Genomic DNA, 23,727 nt, shown 5'->3' with positions numbered 1-23,727 from the left:
GGCGCACCGCAGGAGATATCATGCGAAACCTTGATCTGAGCATCCTCAGAACCTTTGTGGCCATTGCGGACAAAGAGTCGTTTGCCGCCGCGGCGGACCACGTTTCTCGTACACAGTCCGCCGTAAGTCAGCAGATGCAGCGGCTCGAGGAATTGCTTGGATATGACCTCTTCAAGAAGAAGGGGCGAACCAAGGTGCTGACGGAGAATGGCGTCAAGGTCAGGGACTATGCGCGCCGCATCGTTGAATTAAACGACGAACTGATGTCGACGGCTGCGGCGGGAGGCAAGTTCACCGTGCTCCGCGTCGGCGCCTGCTACGACGTGACGGAGACATTCCTATCTCTGCTGCTGCAGAAGGTTGCTAAGGCGCATCCGAACATTCTGCTCGAAGTCCATTCAGAGCGCAGTCCTTTCCTGATGGACGCCCTTGCTCAGGGCAACCTGGATCTGGCCATCACTACCCGCTCGGACGACAGCTTTATCAGTGAAACCCTGCGGGTTACGCCGACCGTCTGGATCTGTGCCGACGGCTTTTCTTTCGACCCCTCACGTCCTCTGCCACTCGTGCTGCCCGACGAACCAAGCCTGTTCCGATCGCTGGCCATAGAGGCGCTGGAAGGGGCTGGCAAGAAGTGGTTCATCGCCTATCTGGGGCTAAATTTGGGCGCTGTGCGCGCTGCCGTACGAGCCGGTCTGGGCGTAACCGCCAGAAGCCTTAACCAGGTCGCTGAAGACATGCGGGTACTGGGCTCGGCCGAAGATATGCCCTCCATGCCGGACGTTGCCTTCAAGCTGTTCATGCGGCCGCGTGACAAGGGCACCATGACCGAAAAGGTCTTCGAGACCCTGCGCGTCGTCTAGGCAGATTACCACCGCCACAGCAGCGAGGCGTGCGCTGTCTATGCGCTGAATAGTCTTCATCGAAGGATACATCAGCTGGCCTTAAGTGCGACCCCGAATGTTCTTGATTGTTCGCTCCGAAAATCGGGTGCTAGCTTAAGGCAGGAATGGACCGGGGGGTGAGTGAGGTCCGGCTTCCCAGCACGCTGATCGGCATGTCCATCGGCGATCCTTCACCCTTGAAGTAGTGGTTATTGCAGCCGCCTATCCGGCCCGCTCCGGATGTTTCCGCGCGGCGAGAAGAAGGCCGAGCGACCAATGAAAAACCAGGACCTGCTTTACACCTCAGCCGTCGACCTGCTGACGGCCTATCGTGATCGCAAGATTTCGCCCGTCGAGGTAACGAAGGCTATCCTCGACCATATCGAAAAGACCAATCCGGCATTGAATGCATTCGCCCAGTTTGCTCCGGAACGGGCGCTGGAAGATGCGCGGAACGCAGAAGCGCTTTGGGGGACCGGAGACGCCAGCAAGCCGCTTCTCGGTGTGCCCGTCACGATCAAGGACACTGTTGCCATGAGGGATATGCCGCCGCGCAGTGGGTCCAATACGACAGCTGGAGCCAAAGTGGCGCGCGATGCGCCCGTCGCACAGCGGCTGGTCGATGCAGGCACCGTGGTGCTAGGCAAGACCACGACGTCCGAATACGGCTGGTCGGGGGTTTCCTGGTGCCCGCAGACCGGGAAAACCCACAATCCTTGGCAACTCGGCATGAACGCGGGGGCATCCTCGGCCGGAGCCGGAGCCGCGGCCGCTGCCGGTTACGGCCCCTTGCACCAGGGCGGCGATGGCGCCGGTTCAATCCGCATGCCCGCGCATTTCTGCGGCATATACGGCCTGAAGCCGACCTATGGCCGCGTGCCGATTTCGCCGGTTGCCCTGAGCGATCTGACGGCCACCGTCGGCCCAATGACCCGCAGCGTGGCCGATGCGGCCCTTATGCTCGACGTCATGGCCGGCGATCATCCCGCCGATTTCACTACGCTGCCAAAACCGCCATACAGCTACTACGAGCGCCTCGGCGAGCGCCCCGTCATCCGCCGCATCGCCTATAGCGCAGACCTGGGCCATGCGCGCGTCGACCCCGAGGTCGCCGAGATCAGCCTAGCGGCGGCGCAGGACCTTGCCAAAGACCTTGGCTGCGAGCTTGAGATGGTGACGCCCGAATGGGGTCCGAAAGGCCCCGATATCGAGCGCTTGCTTTGGGCCGCGCACATGACTCGGGCGGAGCCGAACCTGGCAAAATGGGAAAGCCAGATGGACCCGGGACTTGTCGCCTGCATAAAAGACGGCATCGGCATCACCATGAGCCAATATATGGCGGGCAAGGCGCGCAAGTACGAATACGTCACCGAGATTCATCGCTGGTTCGAGGACTATGACCTGCTGTTGACGCCCGCCGTCTCCATCCCTGCCTTCCCGCTTCCAGACCTGATGCCGAACGACTGGCCGCGGCACAGCTGGGACTGGCTGCAATGGGCGGAATTCTCCTACCCCTTCAACCTCTCGGGCAGCCCCGCGGCTTCTATACCCGCCGGGCTGAACAAGGCAGGCCTACCGGTGGGGCTGCAGATCGTCGGGCGCCGGCTGGACGAGCTCACCGTCCTGCAGGCCTCAGCAAGATTCGAAAACATCCGCCCGTTCACCACCCGGCCGACCGCCTATCTGTCGGCACAAAAGGACGCACAGCATGCGTGAATTCACTGCGACATCGGCTGCGGTTCTCGCAGCACTTCTTCTCACCGCACCGGCCTTGGCACAGTCTGCACCGCGCCCAGGCGGCACGGCGATCATCGGTCTGGGCGCTGAACCGCAAGGCTTCAATTCGGCACTAACCAGCGCGACGCCCGACGCGCTGACCGGCTGCATGGTCTATGAGGGCCTGGTCACGACCGCCAACGACAATGGCGTGGAGACCATCCAGCCGCTACTTGCCGAGTCTTGGGACGTGTCCGAAGATGGGCTGACCTATACCTTCCACCTGCGCCAGGCGAACTGGCAGGATGGCGAGCCGTTCACGTCGGAAGATGTGCGCTACACTCTTGAAGAAGTCGTCTCGAAATTCAGCCCGATCTTCTCGACGCAAGTCGGCTCCAACCTGCTGGCGGTCGAGACTCCGGACGAGCACACCGCGGTCATCCGCCTCAGGGAACCCTACGCTCCGCTGCTCAAGACGCTGAACTGCACTTATTCAGCCCCCATCCTGCCCGCCCATCTGTTCAAGGGCACTGATGTCAAAACCAATCCGGCAACCAACCAGCAGCCGGTTGGCACCGGGCCGTTCCGCTTCGAGGGCTGGGAACGCGGCAGCCACATCACGCTGGTGCGTAACGAGACCTATTGGGACGAGGGCAAACCGTATCTCGACGGCTTGATCATTCGCAACCTGCCCAATGCCGCATCGCGCATTCAGGCACTGATATCGGGCGAGATCGACTTCATTCCAATGGTCTATTTCCCGCTCAATGACGCCAAGTTGGTCGAAAGCAATCCGGACCTGAAGGTTACGAAATCGGGCTTTGCCCCGAACATGACCTATATGTCGTTCAACCTCGAACGCGAGCCGATGAGCGATGTTCGCGTGCGCGATGCCCTTCTCCGCGCTTCGGATCGTCAGTTCATTCACGACAACGCCTTTTCCGGCTATGGCGAACCGGGCCGCGCGCCATGGCCGATCGAAATCGCCTGGGCAGCAAATCCGGACGTGAACTACGATCAAACGCATCCCTTCGACCTAGAGAGAGCAGCGCAGATGCTGGACGAGGCGGGGTATCAAGCCGGCCCAGACGGCACGCGCTTCGGGGTGAAGATGATCTATAGCGGTGCGATTCCCGAGCGGCACCTGGCCGCGTTGGCCTTGAAGGCAAACTGGCGTGAAGTGGGTGTCGATGTCACGCTCGAGCCTCTCGATCTGGCTGTGGTGATGCCACGTGTCTTCGTCGAGCGCGATTTCGACATCTATCTCAATGACTTCAGTTCCTACGGCGACCCGGCCATTGGTATTGCCCGAGCCTTTATCACCGATGCTATCGGCCGCGTATCCGGCAATGCCCCCGGCTATTCCAACCCCGAAGTCGATCAGCTGTTCACCGATGGCGCCAAGGCGACATCGGAGGAAGAGCGCGCCCGCATCTACCAGTCGATCACGCCCATCTTGGTGCGAGACCTGCCGCTGGTGATGCTGCATGAACTCAGCGGCTTCGATGGCTCCTCCCAGAAGCTGCATGGCCTGTGGGGATGGATGGGCAACGGCCGCTGGGGCAACGCCTGGCTGGACGAGTAAGTTCGAACCCGTGGGTAGCGCCGCTTTGATTGGCGCTGCCTGCGAACCCGCGGGATATGGATGCTCAAGATGACGATTGCCAACCATATTGCCGGTTTCAAAGCCGATCTGATGCAGATCCGCCATCGGATCCATGCCAATCCGGAACTTGGGTTGCAGGAGTTCGAGACCGCCGATGTGGTCGCTTCTGAGCTTGAAAGCCTCGGCATCGAAACCCATCGCGGGGTCGGCGGCACCGGCGTGGTGGGCGTGCTCCGCTCCGGCAATGGAACCCGCAGCGTGGGCTTGCGCGCCGATATGGATGCCCTGCCCATACAGGAAGATCACAACGCGCTGCCTTACCGTAGCACGGTCGCGGGCGTGTCTCATGCCTGTGGGCATGACGGGCACACGGCGATCCTGTTGGGCGTGGCGCGCTATCTGGCCGAGACGCGACGGTTCGACGGTATAGTGAACCTGATCTTTCAGCCTGCCGAAGAAGGGCTGGGCGGTGCCGTCGCAATGCTGGAAGACGGCTTGTTCGAGCGCTTTCCCTGCGACACGATCTATGCACTGCACAATCTGCCGATGCTGGCTGTCGGCAAAGTCGCCATTTGCCGGGGACGGTCCAGCGCCGGCGGCGTATTCTTCGATATCAGCGTGACCGGCAAAGGCGCTCATGCGGCCAGTCCGCATCTGGGAACCAACCCGATCCTAGCCGGATGCCAGATCGCGGCGGCCCTTAATACGCTTGTCGCTCAGCGGATTTCCGCATTGGAACCGGCGATCCTGAGCGTGACTAGGTTTCAGGCTGATGGCGGTTACAACATCATTCCCGCGGCGATGACCATGTCCGGCACGGTCCGCGCGCATTCGCGCGCTGTGCTGGAACGATTGCAGAGCGAGATTGAACAGACCGCAAAGGCCATGGCCGAAGCATCGGGATGCTCGGCAAGCTGCGGTTTTCGCCTGATATTTGCGCCTCTGATTAATGATTTGCATGAGGTGGACGTGGTCACCGATGTCGCCATCAGCCTGTTCGGCAGGGAAAACGTCAACCCTGACAAGCCTGTCGGCATGGGATCCGAGGATTTTGCCTTCATGCTAGAACAGCGGCCTGGCGCACATTTTTTCATCGGCAATGGGGAGAATAGCGCCCCTGTGCACAATGGCGCCTATGATTTCAACGACGACGCCATCGTTCCCGGCGCGGCGATGATGGCAGCGATCGTCGAGTGCAGGCTGGCCTGAGCGCAGGCGCCAATCGAGCTCACCAAACCCCGGGAAAAGCCATGCCAGATAGGATTTTTGACTTCGAAAAGGATTTCGCCGGCAGCCTCCGCTGCATCCCAATGGCAGTTCGGCTCAAGCTGGATCTGGTCGGCATCAAGCTCTCGCTGCGACAATGGTCGCGTCTGGACCGCGATCAGCGCGGCAGATTGCTGGAGGTGCCATGCGGTGGTGCTGCCGATCGGCACACAATCGGCGCGATGATCGAAGAATGGGTGACAGCGACCGGCGGAACCATCGACCGGATCGATCCGGCCGATAGCGCAAACTGGTCCAACACCAATACGGTGCCTGAGGTCGTAGTACTTCAAGCGAAGGGAGAAGACGTATCAGCTCCGTCGCTATCGCAGTGGCGCGCCCTCACCGACCAACAGCGCTTTGCACTCATCAAGCTCACCCGCCCAGGACACGAGAACAAGAACTTCGTGCCGGCTATGCGGGAATTCGGCCTTTTTCTGGCTGATTGAGAGAACCGCTTGATCTTGAAGACAAGACCTTATCGGCGCAAGGTAACGTCTATTGTGGGCAGATTGATTGTGGGCGTTGTAGGTTCGATCCGAATAGAGGCCCACGGAACTTGGCCACTGGGCTTGTACGGCGGTCCAGATGATTGTGATATGCTACTACTCGACGTCTAAAACGGCCTTCGAGATCTCAGGCATGATTAAGTTTCGGCGCGCTCCGGAAACGCGAAGACGGCAATGATGGCCGCCCACAATGCATTGAACCTGCACGCCCGCGACTGACGTAACTGAATTACTGGAACGTTCGGCTGAAAAATAGCTGTGGCAGTCGCCAATCCAGCGCAGATCAACGTCGGCCCAAGGTGGTCTGCGGGGCATTCAATTGGCGAGAGTCTGCTCTTTAGACCCGCCGCCCAAAACATACCATTCCGCTTTCGGCCCCACTTCCGCCATTCACCAGCATGACTGCCAATGTCCAGAATGGGGCCGGAAGCGGTCAGTCCGCTTTTGGGGGACGAGGTACCGAAACCAGACGTTCTGAAGCGGCGGGAATCCATTCGAGACGAGGTCAGGCTAGTTGTCCTAGAAGAAAAATTCGAAAGTTACTAGCTTTGAGGACATTACTACAAAAGACTAAGCCCAGTTATGGCTGCCTAAAGTCGGTCCGCTGGCGCAGAGTTCATCTGCTGACTACACTGCGCATCCCAATTTCGCTGCAGATGCCCTCGACCTCGTTCAGATACGCACTCACCACCGGGCGAACGACGCTGCGTTTGCGGGTGGCGATGCCGAGGCGGCGGGTCCAGGTTTGGCCTTCGATCTTGAGTGGCATCAGCGCGGCATCGGGATTTTGGGTATAGGCGCTGCTCCGCGTCAGATAACTGAGCCACAAGGAATTGGTCAGCATTGCAATCTGAAGCGTCGAGGATGTCGTTTCGCATGCCGCCTGCGGTGGCAACAGCCTGGCCGATGAGAACAGGGTATCCAATGCAAGCCGGTCGGGATCGGGGCGTGCGGGAATGATCCACTGATACTGTGTCAGGTCGGATAGGCTCACTCTTTGCTGTTGGGCGAGTGGATGTTTGCGGTCCGCGACGATATCCATCGGCAGTTCGAGGATCTCGCGAAACTCGACTTCATCGCTTGGAAAGTCACGCGGTCGGGTGATGATGGCCATGTCGATCGAGCCGTTGACCAGCATGGCCAGCAGAGCCGAACTCAGCTCTTCGTTCAGGGTGACGGCGACATCGGGCTGCCGGGACAAAAACTGTCGCGTCGCCCGAGGCACGATTTCGCGCATGGCGGTCGCGATCGCGCCGACACGGAGTACGCCGCGCCGGGCCCCGCGCATCGCATCCATCTCGCTGCGCGCCTCGTCGGTCAATGTCAGAACAAGCTCGCCATATTCGATCAGGCGAAGACCATACTCGGTCGGCTTGACGCCCCAAGGCCCTCGGTCCAACAATCGGACGCCCACCGATTGCTCAAGTGCCCTGATACTCTTGCTCAGCGCTGGCTGGGTGACATTGAGCTTGTCGGCCGCAATGCCGAAGCTGGCATGCCGGGCGACGAAAACCAGATTTCGCAGCTGTCGCAAGTCCACTCATGTCTCCTTGACGGCCGCAACATGACCGGCGGAAATGATCTTGGCGCGTAAGATCGCCGTCGTCTAGCGCCAAAGTGCAGTATTTTGATGCACTCTGGCGATTTCGGCAGCATTTTGTCCGTGTCAATATAACCAAAACTCATGATGGCTGCCTCGTAAGTTCGTTGCCTGGACCGGTTTCTGAACGAAGTATGGGGCGGTCCTCAACCCGATCCTGCATGGATCTGGTGGGACCCGAGATACTCATGCGGGACGCAGACGAGGGGTTTGCGATCACGTGCAAGAGTGGGTTTGGGGCTACGTGCGCCGATTGGATGGCTTCGCCCGATCCATTCGCAAGCAACGGGTAGCCGCACGTCTTGGATTGTGTCGACCAGCCGTCAGGGAACGCCTCGTCACGATAGCGGCGAGGGCAAGAAGGAGAAACAGATGCGCTTTTTACAAGCCAAGCTAATGACTACCGTTGCTGCCGTAATTCTGGGAACCATGCCGCTATCTGCGGCTGATCTGACCATTGGCGTAAAGTCCGAGCCAAGCTCACTCGATCCCCAATTTCACGTCCTTGCCACCAACATGCAGGTGGCTTTCACGATGTTTGAGCCGCTGGTGATGATGGATGCCGAAGTGGTGCCACAGCCCGCGCTTGCCGATAGTTGGGAAAATGTCAGCCCCACCGAATGGCTGTTCCATCTGCGCGATGGGGTCACGTTCTCGGATGGATCGCCGCTGACTGCCGAAGACGTGGTCTTTACCTTCGAGCGTGTCGCCAAGGTACCCAACAGCCCGACTTCCTTCACCCTGTTCACGCGCCAGATCGAAAAGGTCGAGGCGGTTGATGATCAGACGGTGCGCATCACCACGCTCAGGCCGCACCCCTTGCTGCTGACGGACATCACCTCGATCCCCATCATGTCCAAGGCGGCGGCGTCAGGTCCTGCTCCCGAAGGCAAGACGACAACCGAACTCAATCGCGGCGAGGGCCTGATCGGCACGGGCCCGTTCACCTTCGTGTCCTGGCAAAAGGGCGCGGACCTAGTCGTCGCTCGTAATCCCAATTATTGGGGTAATGCACCTGAATGGGATCAAGTTATCTTCCGCCCGATGACCAATCCCGCTGCGCGCGCCGCAGCGCTTCTTGCCGGTGACATTGATCTGATGGAAGATCCACCAACGGCAAACCTGGACGACTTCAAGAACAACCCGGCCTTCACCGTCGAACAAGCACCGGCGGGGCGCGTCATCTACATCGCGCTCGATCAGCAGGATCGCCAGAGCCCGGGCATTGGCGGTGCCGAAGGTGCCAATCCATTGACCGACAAACGAGTGCGCGAAGCGCTGTCGCTGGCCATCGATCGCGAGGGCATTGTCAGCCGAGTCATGGGTGGCGTCGCGGTGGCCGCAGGCGACATGATCCCCTCCACTTTCTTTGGCTCCAGCCCGGATCATGCCACGGCCCCAAAGGTCGATGTTGAGAAGGCCCGGGCCCTGCTTGCTGAAGCCGGCTATCCCGACGGCTTCACGATCACCCTTGGCACGCCAAATGGCCGCTATGTCAACGATGCCCGCATCGCCCAGACGGTGGCCGCCATGTGGAGCCGGATTGGTGTAACGACCGAAGTCAACGCGGCTGCGCCGCCGGTCTTTTTCAAGAACCGTGACGAACTGCAGTACAGCGCCTATCTCGGATCATGGGGCAACAGCACCGGCGAAAACCTCACCACGCTCAATGCACAGGCGTCGACATTCAACCGCGAACAGGGCACGGGCACGGCGAATGGTGGTCGCTATTCCAATCCAGAGGTCGATGCGCTGATTACGCTGGCCAATGCCACCATGGATGATGACCAACGCAAGGCGCTGCTCGAGCAGGCTGATGGCATGGTGATGAACGACTACGGCATCCTTCCCCTGCATTTTGAAGTGCCGGTATGGGCGATGCGCAATGGCATCACCATTGATGGTCGTGCCGACCAGTACACGCTGCCGCAAGGCGTGGTTTCCGTCGAGTAATCTGCAGCCGGCCCCTGCCATTCGGCCTGGGGCCGGCCCGTCTTGAAGGAACCCGCATGCCCGTTTTCATCCTCAACCGCTTGATGCAGGCCGCCGGCGCGATCCTGATCATGTCGATCCTGGTGTTCGTGGGCCTTTATCTGGTGGGAGATCCCACCTCGATGCTGGTGAGCCCCGAGGCTACCGATCTCGAACGCGATGCCGTGCGCCAGTCTCTCGGCCTCGATCAGCCGATATGGGTGCAGTATCTCACCTTTGCCGGCAACGCCTTGCGCGGTGATTTCGGCCGCAGTTTTCTGACCGGGCAGCCGGCCATGCAGCTGATTTTCGAGCGTATGCCTGCCACGTTCGAACTGGTCGTCGTTGCTATGGGCTTTGCCGTGCTTGTTGGTGTTCCGCTGGGCATGCTGGCCGGCCTAAGGCCAAAGGCGATCTCGTCCAAGGCCGTCATGACCACGTCCATCCTCGGTTTCAGCCTGCCCAATTTCTGGATCGGCCTTATGCTGATCATGCTGTTTTCCGTCTATCTTGGCGTGCTGCCAGCGTCGGGGCGCGGCGAAGTGGTTCGGCTCGGTAATATCTCGCTGAGCGTTCTGACAGCTGACGGCTGGCGTCACCTGATTTTGCCCGCCTTGACGCTTGGGCTGGCCAAGGCAGCTCTCATCATCCGGGTGACCCGCGCCGCCACCCGCGAAGTCCTGCCGATGGACTATATCAAGTTTGCCCGTGCCAAGGGCCTGCGGTCACCGCGCATTCTGCGGGTGCATCTGCTCAAGAATATCCTCATCCCGATCATCACAGTTGCCGGTCTCGAATTCGGCCAGGCAGTGGCCTTTGCGGTCGTCACCGAGACGGTCTTTTCCTGGCCGGGTATGGGCAAGCTTTTGATCGACTCCATCATCACGCTCGATCGGCCGGTCGTGGTCGCCTACCTCGTGCTGATGGTTGGCTTCCTGATCACCCTCAACCTGCTGATTGACATCGTCTGCATGCTGATCGACCCGACCGCTCGCGAAAAGGTGCGTGACTGATGACCATAACGCAAGAACCGACGCAATCCGTAGTGGCCGTCGAGCGCCCCTTCCAGCGCTTTGCCCGCCAGTTCGTAGAAAACAAGCTGGCGGTAGCCGGGCTGATATTGCTGGCTATTCTAATCCTGCCAGCGATCGTTGCGCCGTGGATCGCGCCGCAGAATCCGTTTGATATCGGCAAGCTCGATATCTTTGACTCCCAACTTCCGCCCGGCAGCGTCGCTGAAACGAACGGCATGACCTATTGGCTCGGCACCGACGGCCAAGCGCGCGATGTGCTATCCGCCGTGCTTTATGGCATGCGGACCAGCCTGTTGGTGGCTTTTGTGTCCGTCGGCGCAGCATTGCTGATCGGCGCGACGGTTGGTCTTTCCGCGGCATTTTTCGGCGGCAAGGTCGACGCGATCTTGATGCGTATCGTCGATTTGCAGCTTTCGTTTCCGGCTATTCTCGTGGCGCTGATCATGCTGTCGGTGCTCGGGCAGGGCGTCGACAAGGTGATCATCGCGCTTGTCGTCGTGCAATGGGCTTACTTTGCGCGGGCTGCGCGCGGAACAGCGCTTGTCGAGCGCAACCGCGAGTATATCCAGGCCGCGCGCTGTCTCGCGCTGAGCCCTTGGCGCATCATCTTCCGTCACATGCTGCCCAACTGCATGCCCCCACTAATCGTTATCGCAACCATCGATCTGGCGCATGCCATCGCCGCAGAAGCCACGCTGTCTTATCTCGGCATAGGCGTCCCGGTCACCCAGCCGTCGCTCGGCATGTTGATCGCCAACGGCTTCGAGTTCATGCTGTCCGGCCAATACTGGATTTCGTTCTTTCCAGGCATTGCGCTGGCTCTGCTCGTCGTCGCCATCAACCTGGTGGGCGATCATCTTCGCGACATCCTCAACCCAAGGAATGAGCAATGAGCCCGGCGCCCCATAGCTCTGCGCCTGTCGGTGCCGATACGCTCCTGTCAATCCAGGGGCTCAAAACGCAGTTCGCAACCCGCGCCGGGATCGTCAAAGCGGTCGATGGCGTCGATCTTGCCTTGGGACGCGGCGAAATTGTCGGCTTGGTCGGCGAGTCCGGATCAGGCAAATCCATCACCGGCTTTTCCATCATCAGCTTAATCGATCCGCCCGGCCGGGTGGTCGAAGGTTCGATCACTTACGACGGCATCGATCTGGTCGCCCTCGATGAGGAAAGTCGACGCAAACTGCGTGGCAACGACATCGCGATGATCTTTCAGGATCCGTCGATGACCCTCAATCCGGTGTTGCGCGTCGACACGCAAATGATTGAGACGATCCAGGCGCACGCCAATGTCAGCAATGCGGACGCGCTTGCCCGGGCCCGCGAGGTGCTCGTGATGGTCGGCATTCCGTCTCCAGACGAGCGCCTCAAGAATTACCCACATCAGCTGTCGGGCGGCATGCGCCAACGCATCGCCATCGCAATTGCCCTGATAAACCGGCCCCGGCTCATCATTGCAGACGAGCCGACGACGGCACTGGACGTGTCGATCCAGGGCCAGATCATCTACGAAGTCAAAAAACTCTGCCGCCAGACGGGCACGGCGCTGATCTGGATCACCCATGATCTGGCGGTCGTCGCAGGTCTCGCCGACCGTATTGCGGTGATGTATGCGGGGCGTATCGTTGAGATGGGCACGGCGGCAGAGATCATCGAAACACCGCAACATCCCTATACGCGCGGTTTGATTGACTCGGTGCCATCGCATGCCACGCGCGGCAGGCGCCTTCACCAGATCCCCGGCATGACGCCGTCGCTGCTCAATCTTCCGCAGGGCTGCTCGTTCAAGGACCGTTGCGATCGCGCGACCTCGGCCTGCGCCATCGAACCAGCCAACACTGTGCTTGCCGATGGCCGAACCTATCGCTGCTGGCACCCCTTACGTGGAGTTGAGGCATGAGTACTCAAAGCGCGGGCTTAGAAACCCCGATCCTGGCTTTCCGTGGGCTGACAAAAACCTTCACCACGCCCATTGGCCTCACGGGCCATGTTGCCAACCTGTTTGGCGCCAAGACCAAAAAGATCGAAATCAAGGCGGTGGCCGGTGTCGATCTGGAGGTGCGAAAGGGCGAAGTAGTCGGCATCGTCGGGGAGTCCGGTTGCGGCAAGTCCACCGTGGCCCGCATGCTCGCCGGCATCACCAGCCTTACGTCTGGCGATGTCTCCTATCGCGGCGTCGACACCAAAACCATGACGCGCCAGCAGCGCAAGGATTTCGACCTGAGCGTACAGATGATCTTTCAGGATCCGTTCGCTTCCCTCAACCCGCGCATGCGCGTCGTCGACATCATCGGTGAAGCGGCGGTCGTGCATGGCATCGTCAAGCGATCCGACATGCGAGCCTACGTCATTGGGCTCATGGAAAAAGTTGGCCTGTCGGGCGCCTATGCGGACCGCTATCCGCACCAATTCTCTGGTGGTCAGCGGCAGCGCATCGGCATCGCACGGGCACTGGCAGTCCAGCCCTCCCTTATCATCTGCGATGAAGCGGTGGCGGCGCTCGACGTCTCGATCCAGGCGCAGGTGCTCAACCTGTTCATGGATCTGCGCGAAGAGCTCGACCTGACTTACCTGTTCATCTCGCACAATCTTGGCGTGGTGGAACATCTCTCGGACCGGGTGGTGATCATGTATCTCGGCCGCGTGGTGGAGATCGCGCCAACCGAAGCTTTGTTCTCCGATCCAAACCATCCCTATTCGCAGCTGTTGCTTGAGCAATTGCCGGTGCTCGAAGCGCGCGAGCGGGACTACCAGCCCATCGTTGGCGAACTGCCGTCTCCACTTTTCCCGCCAAGCGGCTGCCCGTTCAACCCGCGCTGCGTGCACGCCATGGATCGGTGCCGCACTGAAATGCCGCCCCTGCAGACAATCGGTCCGGACCGATTGTCTGCCTGCCACCTCAACGACGCCGCCTAAGCCAGCCGCATCGGCCAGGATTCTCAGGATGGTGCGTTCGCACCCAAAAGCCTGCCGGTCGAAATTTGCCGAAACACTTTGAGTAAGAATATGGACCGCACCACGTTTGCCAACAGCAATGACCTTTTGGGTACCGACCACGTAGAGCGCTGCGCTGACCGGAAGGCGGCCGACTTCATTGCCCTGAGTGACCGCATCTGGGGCATGCCGGAGCTGCGCTTTGAAGAGCACAACTCGGTCGAGGAGCATATCGCAGCACTTGAGGCCGAAGGTTTTGACATCACGCGCAACGTTGCGGGTATGCCTACCGCTTTCATCGCTGAATCTGGCCAAGGCGACGTTACCATTGGGTTTCTCGGCGAGTTCGATGCACTGGCCGGCCTGTCGCAGGAAGCGGGGCTGACCGAGGCACGGCCAATTGTGGGGCAGACCAACGGCCACGGTTGCCACCACAATTTGCTCGGCGCCGCTTCGTTGCTGGCTGCTGTCGCACTGCGTGACGCCCTCGCTGAGGCAGGCATTGAAGCGCGCGTTCGCTACTACGGCTGCCCGGCAGAAGAGGGCGGGTCGGGCAAGACCTATATGGCGCGCGAGGGCGTCTTCGACGACCTCGATGCAGCCTTCTGCTGGCATCCGAGCGACTACAACGCCGTCATGTCGGCAGCAACGCTAGCCAATGTTCAAGCCTATTTCCGCTTCACCGGGCGCGCAGCGCATGCAGCGGTCAGTCCGCAGGTCGGACGCAGCGCGCTTGATGCGATTGAGATCATGAATGTCGGCATCAATTACATGCGCGAACACATGCCATCGGATGCGCGTGTGCATTACGCCATCACTGAAACCGGTGGCGTATCACCCAACGTCGTCCAGGCGCTTGCGGAGGGGCTCTATCTGGTGCGTGCGCCCCGTCTGAGCGATGTGCACGAGCTGTTCAATCGCGTACGCAAAATTGCCGAGGGTGCGGCCCTAATAACGGAGACGTCCGTTGAGATGATCTTTGACCGCGCCACCTCGGGCATCATTCCAAATCGCGCGCTCGAAGAAGCCATGCATGCCGAATTTGAGACGATCGGTGCACCAGCATTCGACGCAGCCGATTTCGAGTTTGCCCAGAAGCTGAGCGCTGCATCGCTCTCGGACGCCGATCGGCGTGCAAGCGCCGATGCTTTCGGCGCACCGCACGGTTTCCCCAAATCGTTACACGACGAAATACTGCCCTTGCCGCAGCAGCCGCGCCTGTTTTTTGGTTCGACCGATGTGGGCGACGTCAGTTGCATCGTCCCCACCGCCCAATGCCTAACGGCGACAGCTGCCATCGGCACGCCATTTCACACTTGGCAAACGGTTACACAGGGCAAGCTCCCGGCTGCACACAAAGCCATGGTGACGGCGGCAAAAGTGATGGCCGCCACCGCAGCGCGTGTCGTGCGAGATCCCGAACTGCGCCAGCGCGCCAAAGCCGAACTCAACGCCAAACGCGGTCCCGGCCCCTATCAGTCACCCTTGCCGGACGCAGTCAGCCCGCCCAGCGATTCAACATCAGGCCGAACTCGCGAAGCCAACTAATCTCAAAAGCGAAATCGCATGGTGACAAATATTTCCGCCCAAACCTCTTGGCTGCTTGTTGGCTTTTGGGCGGTCCGCGGCATTAACGAAAGGCGCCGCCTGCAGGGAGTAGGTGCGTAGGCGGCTTGCGAAGGGGCCATCGATCATTTTTTTGGCGGTTGAACCGACGCCTGGAAACCAGCTCGATTTGATGTTGGCTTCTGAGCGCAAACTGCGTCCACAGAAACACGCGCCAACTCCCATGCTCACTTGGAGGGGAGCGTTCTCACGCAGAGTTTGTTTCCATCGGGATCTCGAAGATAGGCAACGAATGAACCGTTCGGACGCTGCGAAGGCGGGGTCTCGATCGCCGTGCCGCCATGCTGGACGCCTGCCGCATGCCACGCGGACACCTGTTCGGAATTTGCAGCGAGAATTCCGATCGTCCCACCGTTAGCAGAAGTGGCCGGCTTGCCATCGATCGGCTTTGTAATCATGAGCCGGCTGCCCTCATGAGCGTAGATGAGCCTCCCCCTTAGGTCCATCTCGCCAGCATTGCCTCCCAGAGCTGCAAAAGTAGCGTCAAAGAAGCGTCGCGACCGTTCCAGGTCATTGCTCCCGATCATGACATGAGTGAACATTTTCGCCTCCAATGATTGACTCATGTTGGTAGAACGAATGTCCGCTCCTGGGGAATAAAAAGACGTATCGCAACGGCCGGAATGGGGCGCCTTGCGGACCTCCGTCAATTCATCCCAAATCGTCGCATTGCGTCGCGAGCGCGCTCATTGTTCATACCGATCATCGCAGATCGCCGAATAGAGATCATCCAAGACCAACCCGCTTTCGATGATGCGCTGCAGCAGCACCTCCATCGATATCCCCAACTCGGCCGCCTTCAACGAGACAGCATCGCGTTGCCATGAAGGCAACGCGATGGGCACCACAACCTGACGAGGTTTCGACGGGCAAAGTCCCGCGCGGCGCAGCTGACCTTTAGCAGTGCCCTCGGAGGTCCCCTCACCGGTCAGCTCCGCCACCTCTTTCGCGCTGTATCCGCGACCGAACCAATACCCCAGCCGCAACGCCCAAAGGTTCGATCTGCGTGGGGTGAAACGGGTACTGGCGGGCGTTTGCATGTCTGAGCCGGCATTGCCCCCTGCGGGCGGCAAATAGGCGCCTCTCACGACTTCAGCCGCACCATCAGCGCTGGTTCGCGCTGACGGAGTGGGATGCGAACCAAGTGCGTGAAAAATGGGAAAATGGGCAGATGTGGTTTCACACGGAAAGACCATAGTTCACGGGGCTTTCAGCTGGGGTTGGCGGAGGGTATTTCTTTGGTTCGCACCTGAAACGTCACCGACATGAAAAAAATATGCTGGTGGGGGGACGCGGGTGCAGGGCAGAGGGGCTTTGCGAACTTCTGAACGCCCCCCCCTCCTGTCAGGCGAAACCCCAACCCGTCGGATCGCTGCGCTCTCGACGTTGCTTCTCGCTGTCGTGACAGGGCTTACAGAGGCACTGGATGTTCGCCTCGTTGAAGAACATCTGCCGGTTGCCGTGGTGGGGCACTCGGTGATCGCCGATCAGCATGGACGTGTTGCTCTCCAACTTGCCGCACATCTGGCAGGTGAATAGATCGCGCACCAGTACCGACATGCGGAGCCGCTTCCACTCCGCGCTATGGTACCAGCGGCGCCAAGGCTGGGTCTTCTCGCGATCGTTGAGGCGAAGGCGCTCGTTGCCCAGCGTGGTCTTGAGCCTCGGCGCCATTGGCGACAGGCGAGGCCTTAGAGTGCGGAGCGGCTTGCGCTTGGTCATTCGGCCGCCGCGTTTGTCAGCGCTGTGCGCAAAGCCAAGCTCCATTCCCGTCGACTAAAGGCACCGTAATCAAATAGCACTTCGTCGAAGGTCCGATGCAGATGGATCTCTGCACCTTCCGCGCTGTGCACCAAGAGGTAGACCGCGCGCTGATCTGGCGTGATGTCGGCGACAACCTGTTCGACGGTGAACATCCTATCGCCATTCTCCGAGCGCCAGCGCTCAATAGCTTCTCGGATACTGGCTTCGCAGTGGGCCAGATGCTCATCATTGTGGCTCAAGACACAACCTCCGGATTAATGAGCTGGCCGACTTTATCGGGCCAGCGATGCACTCGCTCGACTGTTGCGCCCGCGGCTGAGACAATCGCGTGATCGACATGAGCGCCGATGCAGAACCCGGCCTGCGTTCCATCTAGGGTAGTACCCCTGTTGCTGCGCCAGGCCTCCATAAGCGCGAGGCCTGGCTCCAGTGCGCCATGGGTGAACGATCCGGCCGTTACGCCTAACGCTGCAACCTGGCTTGCATTCAGGCATGAGCCGGCCGCGCCAATGCCATCGTATCGGGCGAGCGTACGAGCCGGAATGCTTGGCATATTGCGATCGACGGTCGAAAAATACCAGACCTCCGGCCCACGGCTTTCGGAGAAACACGCCATGACGATTTCATAGGGGCGACACGTCGACAGGGTGGCATGCCTAGGCAAGCTGCGAGCCAGCTTAACAAGGCCAGCGTCCACGCTGTTGGCGGCGAGAAACGCGACGGTGAAGTCTCGAAAGATCACCCCCGCTTCCCGCATATCACCACGTGCCGTCATTGCAACTGGCATGGTCGGAACGACGGCAATCTTGTCAACCGCCGCAATCAACACATCAGCGCCGTCCAGGCAGGCGCCGTCTGCAGCACTTGGGCGATAAGCCTATCTTGGCGTGTTTCAGATGTGAGCCCGAGCGGTGGCCAAATGTGGAGTGTGGGGCAAGTCATGCCTGAAACCGCCGCCTCGTCTAATGGTCCCCCGTAGCCAATGTTCACCAAAAACCAGATACCAGTTTCCAAGGCCATTTCGGTCTCCTCAATTTGGAAAGTTTATGGACCAGGTGCGGAGCATGCGTGGCTTGTGCACCATGACAAGGCCGCTTTCCGTCCTAATGACCCATGAGTTACTCGGAACCATGGGGCAGCAACTTACTGCGCCGAACGGTTTTCCTCCGACTACCACCAAGCCGAAGTCGCCGAAGGTCGGGGCACGCGTGCGCACAGCCCCAGCCTCACTAGCAATTCGAGCTACTAGGCGCTGTAGTCCGCGATTGGCCATCACCACAATGTCTGCTTCAATGGCATCCCTATAGGTACCTCGCAGCCAGCGCGCGGGATCTACTGCGTGGACATGGCGCCACCAGTTCGCGAGGAACATTGAGCAATCTTCTTCGCCCCACTGGAAAGTGCGACCCAATGCCTTGTTGAAGAAGTCTATCTGGATTTGACCGGGGGCAATTGTAGCAGTCGCCATTAAGACCTCCTGATAGGATAAATTTCGTGCATGGCGCCCATACGCCGGGATGGGGAGCGGAGCGATCGTCCCGCGCTATTGAAGGGCGTGGCTTGGTGCGCTAGGCGCCAGGCCATGACGGATGACGGCCGAAACGATCATCCGGACCTCCTTGGTGGTGGGAGAGCGGCCGACCCGTTCAGCAAAGCCCGCAGTGGCTTGGGCGGGCTTTGCCGCGACCCATTCTGGATCGAGCGGAATGATCCCTGACGCGGACAAAGGACGCCTTGGCCGTGACGAGAGTGGGCTTCTTCTCGGTCATGCCGCACGCCCTCCGGGGGCATCAGCATCGGTATCGGCGTTGTCCGCCGGCCGCAGCAGTTCCTTGATCTTCGCAGGATCGATCATCGGAGCTTCCAAAGCTTCGATCATCCGGCCCAATCGTGTTTTGCGCTTTTCCAATTCGCAACTCCGTGTCGTGACCTAGTGTAGCAAGTCCCGAAAACACGCGGAGTCACCGGTGACGCCGGTCAGTCCTCACAGGCCTCGATGAGATAGCGGAGCAGCTTCTCCACCGCGCGGGTGAGGGCTTCTCGATCGTCTTCGTCGCGAGGATGCAGGCGGTCCACCTCGATCAATGCCAATGCCAGATCAACCTGCGGCACCCGCACCTTCAGGACGATATCGCCTGCGTCTCGACGTCTGCGGTAGTTTCGGGAGTCCTGCGCAGTGCTCAATCAGCACTCCTGAACCCTCGCTCAACAGCGAGTTTGTCCGCCGCAGCATTCTCGACACGGATCTTTCGTGCAAGACAGACAGCGGCGTAGGCCTTGACGGCCATGAAGGCGGCATAGGTCGCAAGCTGATTGACCACGACATGAAGTGGCAAATCGGCCCGCTTCATTTGGTCGATGGCGGCTTCGATGATGGCGCCACTGATATTGGCTGCGGCAAAACTCTGATTGTTCATATTCGGGCTCCGTTGGTGCTTTTGGTGGCGTCGCCACCCGTTTCATTGAGGAGGGCGGCTAAGCCGCCCCTCCGGCGCGCGAAGGATGAAGCTGATAAAGCTCAAGGCTCAGGGCGTCATGCAAGGCGTGGCGGCCCCTGCGTCGACGCTCACGAAGTGCCGCAATCATGCCGCGCCGCCTGGCCGCTGCTCATGTCGATCGAGCCGCCAAATCTCGGCATTGACCGCGGCAGTGAAGTCATCGAGCTGACGGTTGATCTGGTCGCCCGACAGGCCTGATGTCTTGAGGCTTTGGCACAGCTTCCAGAGCTCCTGATCGAAGCATCGCTGCCGGCTCTGTTGCGACTTGCGTTTGTCGATCATGGCCGCGACCCGGCGCGCCTGACCGATGTTCCGGCGCTGGGGAAAAGGCAGCACTATTGCCGCGGGCGGTTGCCATGACAGGAGGTCAAGTTGCTCACTCATCTTCGCAGTCTCCAAGTGTCGCAGGTTTGGTCGAGAACCCGTCATTTGTCGCAACTTTGGTCGAGCACCATTCTTCCTTATGAATCTCTTTAGTGGTCGACCGTTTCTGCGACACTTTCGGGGACTTGCCGTTCCGCTCCCAAGTGCGACGGCAGCGGTACCCATCCCGCACCCATGGCTGGGTTGCAGTGATCGAGTGAGAGCGGGGCCGAGCCCCGCGCTTCTCACGGCGTTGACGGTTGATCCTCTCGCGTTGATTCTCATCGCAGGCCTCGATGAGCCGACGAATTCGGTACTCCTCGCGCTCGGCGGCGGTGAGTTGTACCATCTCCCCAATCATCTGAGGATCGAACTGGAGGGCGTCGGCCGCCTTGGCGGCGGCGACTTCAGCCGAAACTCTGGTGATGAAGGATTCGGGAATATCGATGCCAATCCACTGCATGTGTTTGGCGACGGTGCCCGTGGTGACCTCCGCGTCGATGCGTGCCGACGCGAATGCGATTGATCGTGCCCAACCCTCGAGGCTGCCGACAGCATGGCCTTGAGCAAGGCGGCCCCGATAGATTGCCTTGAGGTTATTCCTCAATTCGAGGCCCATGGTGATTTCAGGGTTGTGCAGCAGCGGATCCATGGCCGGGGTATCGGCATAGATTCCTCGGACGACGGCGCGGGCTTGGCCCGCGTCATCACGTGATGCGATGAAGTTTCTTTGCCTCATGCTGGCGCCCGATCACAGGGTCGGACGGCTCTCATGATGGTGTCCAGCCGATCTTCCGTCATGGCTGCCCCCCAAACAAAATGATCGCGGCCACATAGACCACCGCCAGGCCGCATGCAGCGGCCCAGCCCAGTTCGATGAGGCGGGCCATCATGCTGCGACCTGACCGAAGAAGCGCTGAAGTTCGGCGCGTGATGCCACCCATCGGCCGTTACATTTCCGCCCGGGCAGATGGCCTTTTGCGAGCGCATCTTTGGTCTGGCGTTCGGTGCGCCCAATATAGGCGGCGATATTTTCGGCGCCCCAGAGTAGATCAAGCGTGAGTGGCTCGGTCATGCCGCTGCTCCTGCCGGGAGCGGGGCGCGGTAGCTGGCGAGCGCCTCAAGCGCCTCGCAACGCTTGCTCTCGGCGGAGCCGGCCCAATCATTGATCAGCCAGCCAAGCCGCTGCAACGCAGAAGCCTGCTCCTCTTGCATGTTGGTATTCGTCTCAACCGACATGGTGAGCAAGCGCGCTAGATCCCGAAGGGTGCACAGATCATTTTCCATGTCGGAGACGATGGCGTAGCCGCGAGCGCCGTCCTTGCGGTCATCCATTTGCGCCTCCCAAGCGATGGGTGTTGCGCATCTCCTCCAAACGATCCTTTGCGACCTCGATGCAATTTTGAGCGTCGGCCGCGAGGAATTGGACGGCGTCGCGGTGGGTGCCATCGAGGGCGAGCGCCGCCATATGCGCTGCCTCGCAGCGGATCGTCGCCGCATCCAGCTCATCAATGGCCATGGTCAGTTGATGGCGATCGATAGTGATCAGCTTGCTTTCTGTAGCAGTGGTCATGTCTATGCCTCCTCTGCCACATCGGTGCCGACGATGGCCTTCCGGCCGCTGGTGACGGAACCGGAAGGAAAGGGGGCGTATTTGCGCACTACTGGACCGACGTCGTTCTCGACCACCGTGAGCTTGGCGCCAGCCGCGATGTCGATCACCATGGCAACAAGGCGATCTGGGCGGATGAAAGCGGCGAGGCCGCTATAGCCCCAATCGGCCAAGACGCGGCATGACGCATACATCGGGACGCGATGCCGAAGCACCACCGGCTGATCGTCGAGCCAGACATCGAATTTCATGGTTTCGTCTGGGCGCAGCGTTTCGCTGTTAGTTTCCAGGCGCAGGACGTGGTCGGGGGTGACGGTCTTGCCCGACGCAAGGGTTATTGCGCCCAAGGCGGGCGTGGTGATATTGATGCTCATCATCAATTCCATTTTGTCGTGGGTTGATAGGGGCCGCCTTGCCGGGCGGTACTCATTGAGGCCGATGCAGCTCACGCCGCGTCGGCCTTTTCATTTTCAACAGGCAGCGACTGTTCGATCATCACCACCAGTTCTGCATTCAAAGAGCGTCGGTTTGCCCTGGCGTTGTGGCGCACTCGGCTCATGAGCTTTGCAGGAGCTCGCAAACTGAACTGCGTAACATCCTCGGATTCAAAAATTTTCACTAGATCACCTCAACTTTAAATGGAACCACGGTGGTTCATTAAACATGGGACCACGGTGGTCTATTGATGTCAAGACCACCGTGGTTCATATTGAGAAAAAACTAGGGACAAAACGATGTCGCGCGAAGATCCTCAAATGAAATTGCGGCTGCCAGAGCAGCTGCGCGATGTGCTGAAGGCAAAAGCCGATGAGAGTCATCGCTCGATGAATGCGGAGATCGTCGCTCGCCTGGAGCAGTCTCTTGAGTTTTCGATCACCGTTGGCTTGGAGTTTCAGCAAGCGATGGCGAAGGCGACAGAGGACAAGCTCGATGACTTTCGGGAGGATCTCGCAAGTCTTTTAAACGCTCACTTCCCGAACGCCGTCATTGAGATGACGCCAGAACAGTTCTGGCAAATGGGCATGGCAAACCTCGAAGATGTCCCTGCTGATTTTGTACCCATACTCAGGGAGAAAGTGCTGCAGGGCTGCCGTCTTCTAGCGAAAGACCCTAACTGGCTGCCTCCGGAAGAAAGACAATGAGCGTCCGCAAGCGCAGCTGGACGACTAAGGGCGTCGAGAAGACCGCATGGGTGGTCGACTACACCGACGGCCAGGACACGCGCCGGCTCAAGACCTTCGCGAAGAAAAAGGATGCGGACCAGTTCGCCGCTATCGCCACCGTTGAGGTGCGCAGCGGCACTCACGTCTCAGATACGGTGTCGATCTCGGTCAAGGACGCTGCGGAGGATTGGATGAAAGCCGTCGCCGTCGGCAGGAATGGCCGTTCGCCGGCCGAAGCCTCAACGCTGCGCCAGTACCGCCAGCATGTGGATCTGCACATCGTGCCGGAGATGGGCGATCTGAAGCTGTCCAAGCTCACCGGTCCGCGAATCGCGGCCTATCGCGATCATCTGCTGGCAAGCATGTCGCGCGCGCTGGCAAAGAAGGTGCTGACCAGCTTCAAAAGCGTCATCAAAGAGGCTCAAGCCCGCGGCAACATCATCGCCAATCCTGCCGCGGCGATCTCGATCCACTCGGCAGGCGACAGCCGCCACAAGGTCGACATCGAAATCCCGACGCGCGATGAGGTGCGGTCAATGCTGGTGAAGCTTGACGAACTCGCCGGCCAGACGAACCAGCAGCGGGCCAAGGCCTGGCGCCGGTATCGTGTGCTGATCGCCACCGCCGTGCATACCGGGTTCCGTGCCAGTGAGCTGCGCGGGCTGCCTTGGGATGCGGTCAACCTGAAAGCCGGGACCATCGAAGTTCGCCAGCGCGCCGATGAGAATGGCGTCATCGGCCCGCCGAAGACGAAGGAAAGCCGACGCAAGATCAGCATCCCGGCGCCGCTGGTGGCACGCTTGCGTGAATGGAAGGCGGAATGCCCTCCAGGCGATCTGGTATTCCCAAACTGGCAGGGCAGCGTGGAGGCGCTGGCCAACATCCACACGAGGGCATGGAAGCCGCTGCAGATAGCCGCCGGGGTGTGTGGTGTCGGCAAGGACGGCAAGAAGACTGCTCGCTATACCTTCCACGCCCTGAGACACTTCCGGGCCTCCCTGCTGATAGCCGACGGCGCCAATCCGAAGGAGGTTCAGGCGGAGCTTGGCCACGCCACGATCGCCGTGACGATGGACACTTATGCGTCGCTTTTCAGGGATGATGCGGCCGAGCTTGAGCGGCGGGAAAGAGCAGAACGGTTGGCGCTTTCGCTGACATGAATGCAACAAGGGCGCGACATG

30 protein-coding genes are annotated in these 23,727 nt (G+C 60.0%); 13 read left to right on the top strand and 17 right to left on the bottom strand.

What is annotated here, in order from left to right; genetic code table 11:
- Positions 1 to 20 precede the first annotated feature (20 nt).
- The 5 genes from ABIE28_RS13820 to ABIE28_RS13800 all read left to right on the top strand — a co-directional run bounded on the left by ABIE28_RS13820 (position 21) and on the right by ABIE28_RS13800 (position 5,921).
- A complete protein-coding gene (locus ABIE28_RS13820; RefSeq protein WP_354063865.1) occupies positions 21 to 863 on the top strand; it encodes a LysR family transcriptional regulator in 843 nt (280 codons plus the stop codon).
- Between the two features lie 297 nt (positions 864 to 1,160).
- On the top strand, positions 1,161 to 2,600 hold the full coding sequence (locus ABIE28_RS13815; RefSeq protein ID WP_354063863.1) for an amidase: 1,440 nt from the start codon (positions 1,161 to 1,163) through the stop codon (positions 2,598 to 2,600).
- The gene (locus ABIE28_RS13810) at positions 2,593 to 4,185 is read left to right on the top strand and encodes an ABC transporter substrate-binding protein (protein WP_354063861.1); all 1,593 of its coding nucleotides are present in this window, start codon (positions 2,593 to 2,595) and stop codon (positions 4,183 to 4,185) included. Before ABIE28_RS13815 ends, ABIE28_RS13810 begins: the two co-directional genes overlap by 8 nt.
- A gap of 69 nt (positions 4,186 to 4,254) precedes the next feature.
- Entirely contained in the window at positions 4,255 to 5,415 is a 1,161-nt protein-coding gene (locus ABIE28_RS13805) for an amidohydrolase (RefSeq protein WP_354063859.1), read from the top strand.
- Between the two features lie 41 nt (positions 5,416 to 5,456).
- Positions 5,457 to 5,921, top strand: coding sequence for a nitrate reductase associated protein (locus tag ABIE28_RS13800; protein WP_354063857.1), 465 nt, complete (start codon positions 5,457 to 5,459; stop codon positions 5,919 to 5,921).
- Positions 5,922 to 6,597: 676 nt separating this feature from the next.
- Here the strand turns inward: ABIE28_RS13800 and ABIE28_RS13795 are convergent.
- Positions 6,598 to 7,521, bottom strand: a complete 924-nt coding sequence (locus ABIE28_RS13795; RefSeq protein WP_354063855.1) for a LysR family transcriptional regulator — start codon at positions 7,519 to 7,521, stop codon at positions 6,598 to 6,600.
- A 432-nt stretch (positions 7,522 to 7,953) separates the two neighbouring features.
- Between ABIE28_RS13795 and ABIE28_RS13790 the strand changes: the two genes are divergently transcribed.
- The 6 genes from ABIE28_RS13790 to ABIE28_RS13765 all read left to right on the top strand — a co-directional run bounded on the left by ABIE28_RS13790 (position 7,954) and on the right by ABIE28_RS13765 (position 15,068).
- Entirely contained in the window at positions 7,954 to 9,534 is a 1,581-nt protein-coding gene (locus ABIE28_RS13790; RefSeq protein ID WP_354063853.1) for an ABC transporter substrate-binding protein, read from the top strand.
- Positions 9,535 to 9,590: 56 nt separating this feature from the next.
- On the top strand, positions 9,591 to 10,565 hold the full coding sequence (locus ABIE28_RS13785) for an ABC transporter permease (protein ID WP_354063851.1): 975 nt from the start codon (positions 9,591 to 9,593) through the stop codon (positions 10,563 to 10,565).
- Entirely contained in the window at positions 10,565 to 11,479 is a 915-nt protein-coding gene (locus ABIE28_RS13780) for an ABC transporter permease (RefSeq protein WP_354063849.1), read from the top strand. Before ABIE28_RS13785 ends, ABIE28_RS13780 begins: the two co-directional genes overlap by 1 nt.
- Entirely contained in the window at positions 11,476 to 12,486 is a 1,011-nt protein-coding gene (locus ABIE28_RS13775; protein ID WP_354063847.1) for an ABC transporter ATP-binding protein, read from the top strand. Before ABIE28_RS13780 ends, ABIE28_RS13775 begins: the two co-directional genes overlap by 4 nt.
- Positions 12,483 to 13,502, top strand: a complete 1,020-nt coding sequence (locus ABIE28_RS13770) for an ABC transporter ATP-binding protein (RefSeq protein ID WP_354063845.1) — start codon at positions 12,483 to 12,485, stop codon at positions 13,500 to 13,502. The genes ABIE28_RS13775 and ABIE28_RS13770 overlap by 4 nt, the downstream gene beginning before the upstream one ends.
- Positions 13,503 to 13,592: 90 nt before the next feature.
- Positions 13,593 to 15,068 carry an amidohydrolase gene (locus ABIE28_RS13765; protein ID WP_354063843.1) on the top strand — a complete coding sequence of 492 codons (1,476 nt, stop codon included), beginning with the start codon at positions 13,593 to 13,595 and terminating at the stop codon, positions 15,066 to 15,068.
- Positions 15,069 to 15,313: 245 nt separating this feature from the next.
- Here the strand turns inward: ABIE28_RS13765 and ABIE28_RS13760 are convergent, their stop codons facing one another.
- From ABIE28_RS13760 to ABIE28_RS13685, 16 genes are all read right to left on the bottom strand, one after another.
- Positions 15,314 to 15,688, bottom strand: a complete 375-nt coding sequence (locus ABIE28_RS13760) for a VOC family protein (protein ID WP_354063841.1) — start codon at positions 15,686 to 15,688, stop codon at positions 15,314 to 15,316.
- A gap of 144 nt (positions 15,689 to 15,832) precedes the next feature.
- Complete coding sequence (locus ABIE28_RS13755) at positions 15,833 to 16,186, bottom strand: hypothetical protein (RefSeq protein WP_354063839.1); 354 nt, start codon at positions 16,184 to 16,186, stop codon at positions 15,833 to 15,835.
- 304 nt (positions 16,187 to 16,490) lie between these two features.
- Entirely contained in the window at positions 16,491 to 16,868 is a 378-nt protein-coding gene (locus ABIE28_RS13750; RefSeq protein WP_354063837.1) for an HNH endonuclease, read from the bottom strand.
- Positions 16,865 to 17,149, bottom strand: coding sequence for a hypothetical protein (locus ABIE28_RS13745; RefSeq protein ID WP_354063835.1), 285 nt, complete (start codon positions 17,147 to 17,149; stop codon positions 16,865 to 16,867). Before ABIE28_RS13745 ends, ABIE28_RS13750 begins: the two co-directional genes overlap by 4 nt.
- Positions 17,146 to 17,739 carry a hypothetical protein gene (locus ABIE28_RS13740; RefSeq protein WP_354063833.1) on the bottom strand — a complete coding sequence of 198 codons (594 nt, stop codon included), beginning with the start codon at positions 17,737 to 17,739 and terminating at the stop codon, positions 17,146 to 17,148. Before ABIE28_RS13740 ends, ABIE28_RS13745 begins: the two co-directional genes overlap by 4 nt.
- A 201-nt stretch (positions 17,740 to 17,940) precedes the next feature.
- A complete protein-coding gene (locus ABIE28_RS13735) occupies positions 17,941 to 18,378 on the bottom strand; it encodes a DUF6950 family protein (RefSeq protein WP_354063831.1) in 438 nt (145 codons plus the stop codon).
- Positions 18,379 to 18,675: 297 nt separating this feature from the next.
- Positions 18,676 to 18,819 carry a hypothetical protein gene (locus ABIE28_RS13730; protein WP_354063829.1) on the bottom strand — a complete coding sequence of 48 codons (144 nt, stop codon included), beginning with the start codon at positions 18,817 to 18,819 and terminating at the stop codon, positions 18,676 to 18,678.
- Between the two features lie 68 nt (positions 18,820 to 18,887).
- Positions 18,888 to 19,094: a hypothetical protein gene (locus ABIE28_RS13725; RefSeq protein WP_354063827.1), complete on the bottom strand. Its 207-nt coding sequence runs from the start codon at positions 19,092 to 19,094 to the stop codon at positions 18,888 to 18,890.
- A complete protein-coding gene (locus ABIE28_RS13720; protein ID WP_354063825.1) occupies positions 19,091 to 19,327 on the bottom strand; it encodes a hypothetical protein in 237 nt (78 codons plus the stop codon). Before ABIE28_RS13720 ends, ABIE28_RS13725 begins: the two co-directional genes overlap by 4 nt.
- Positions 19,328 to 19,492: 165 nt before the next feature.
- Entirely contained in the window at positions 19,493 to 19,792 is a 300-nt protein-coding gene (locus tag ABIE28_RS13715) for a DUF6074 family protein (protein WP_354063823.1), read from the bottom strand.
- The gene (locus tag ABIE28_RS13710) at positions 19,785 to 20,423 is read right to left on the bottom strand and encodes a hypothetical protein (protein ID WP_354063821.1); all 639 of its coding nucleotides are present in this window, start codon (positions 20,421 to 20,423) and stop codon (positions 19,785 to 19,787) included. Before ABIE28_RS13710 ends, ABIE28_RS13715 begins: the two co-directional genes overlap by 8 nt.
- A 237-nt stretch (positions 20,424 to 20,660) precedes the next feature.
- Entirely contained in the window at positions 20,661 to 20,846 is a 186-nt protein-coding gene (locus tag ABIE28_RS13705) for a DNA-binding protein (RefSeq protein ID WP_354063819.1), read from the bottom strand.
- Complete coding sequence (locus tag ABIE28_RS13700; protein WP_354063817.1) at positions 20,843 to 21,106, bottom strand: hypothetical protein; 264 nt, start codon at positions 21,104 to 21,106, stop codon at positions 20,843 to 20,845. Before ABIE28_RS13700 ends, ABIE28_RS13705 begins: the two co-directional genes overlap by 4 nt.
- Complete coding sequence (locus ABIE28_RS13695; RefSeq protein ID WP_354063816.1) at positions 21,099 to 21,344, bottom strand: hypothetical protein; 246 nt, start codon at positions 21,342 to 21,344, stop codon at positions 21,099 to 21,101. The genes ABIE28_RS13700 and ABIE28_RS13695 overlap by 8 nt, the downstream gene beginning before the upstream one ends.
- A 2-nt stretch (positions 21,345 to 21,346) precedes the next feature.
- Positions 21,347 to 21,757, bottom strand: a complete 411-nt coding sequence (locus ABIE28_RS13690) for a hypothetical protein (protein ID WP_354063814.1) — start codon at positions 21,755 to 21,757, stop codon at positions 21,347 to 21,349.
- Between the two features lie 71 nt (positions 21,758 to 21,828).
- On the bottom strand, positions 21,829 to 22,002 hold the full coding sequence (locus ABIE28_RS13685; protein ID WP_354063812.1) for an Arc family DNA-binding protein: 174 nt from the start codon (positions 22,000 to 22,002) through the stop codon (positions 21,829 to 21,831).
- A 115-nt stretch (positions 22,003 to 22,117) separates the two neighbouring features.
- Between ABIE28_RS13685 and ABIE28_RS13680 the strand changes: the two genes are divergently transcribed.
- Together ABIE28_RS13680 and ABIE28_RS13675 are read left to right on the top strand one after the other, a co-directional pair.
- Entirely contained in the window at positions 22,118 to 22,525 is a 408-nt protein-coding gene (locus ABIE28_RS13680; RefSeq protein WP_354063810.1) for an Arc family DNA-binding protein, read from the top strand.
- A complete protein-coding gene (locus tag ABIE28_RS13675; RefSeq protein WP_354063808.1) occupies positions 22,522 to 23,706 on the top strand; it encodes a tyrosine-type recombinase/integrase in 1,185 nt (394 codons plus the stop codon). The genes ABIE28_RS13680 and ABIE28_RS13675 overlap by 4 nt, the downstream gene beginning before the upstream one ends.
- Positions 23,707 to 23,727 lie beyond the last annotated feature (21 nt).

The organism is Devosia sp. 2618 (assembly GCF_040546815.1).
GTDB lineage: Bacteria > Pseudomonadota > Alphaproteobacteria > Rhizobiales > Devosiaceae > Devosia.
Note: the sequence above shows the minus strand (reverse complement) of the source record. Positions and strands in the feature narration are given on the sequence as shown.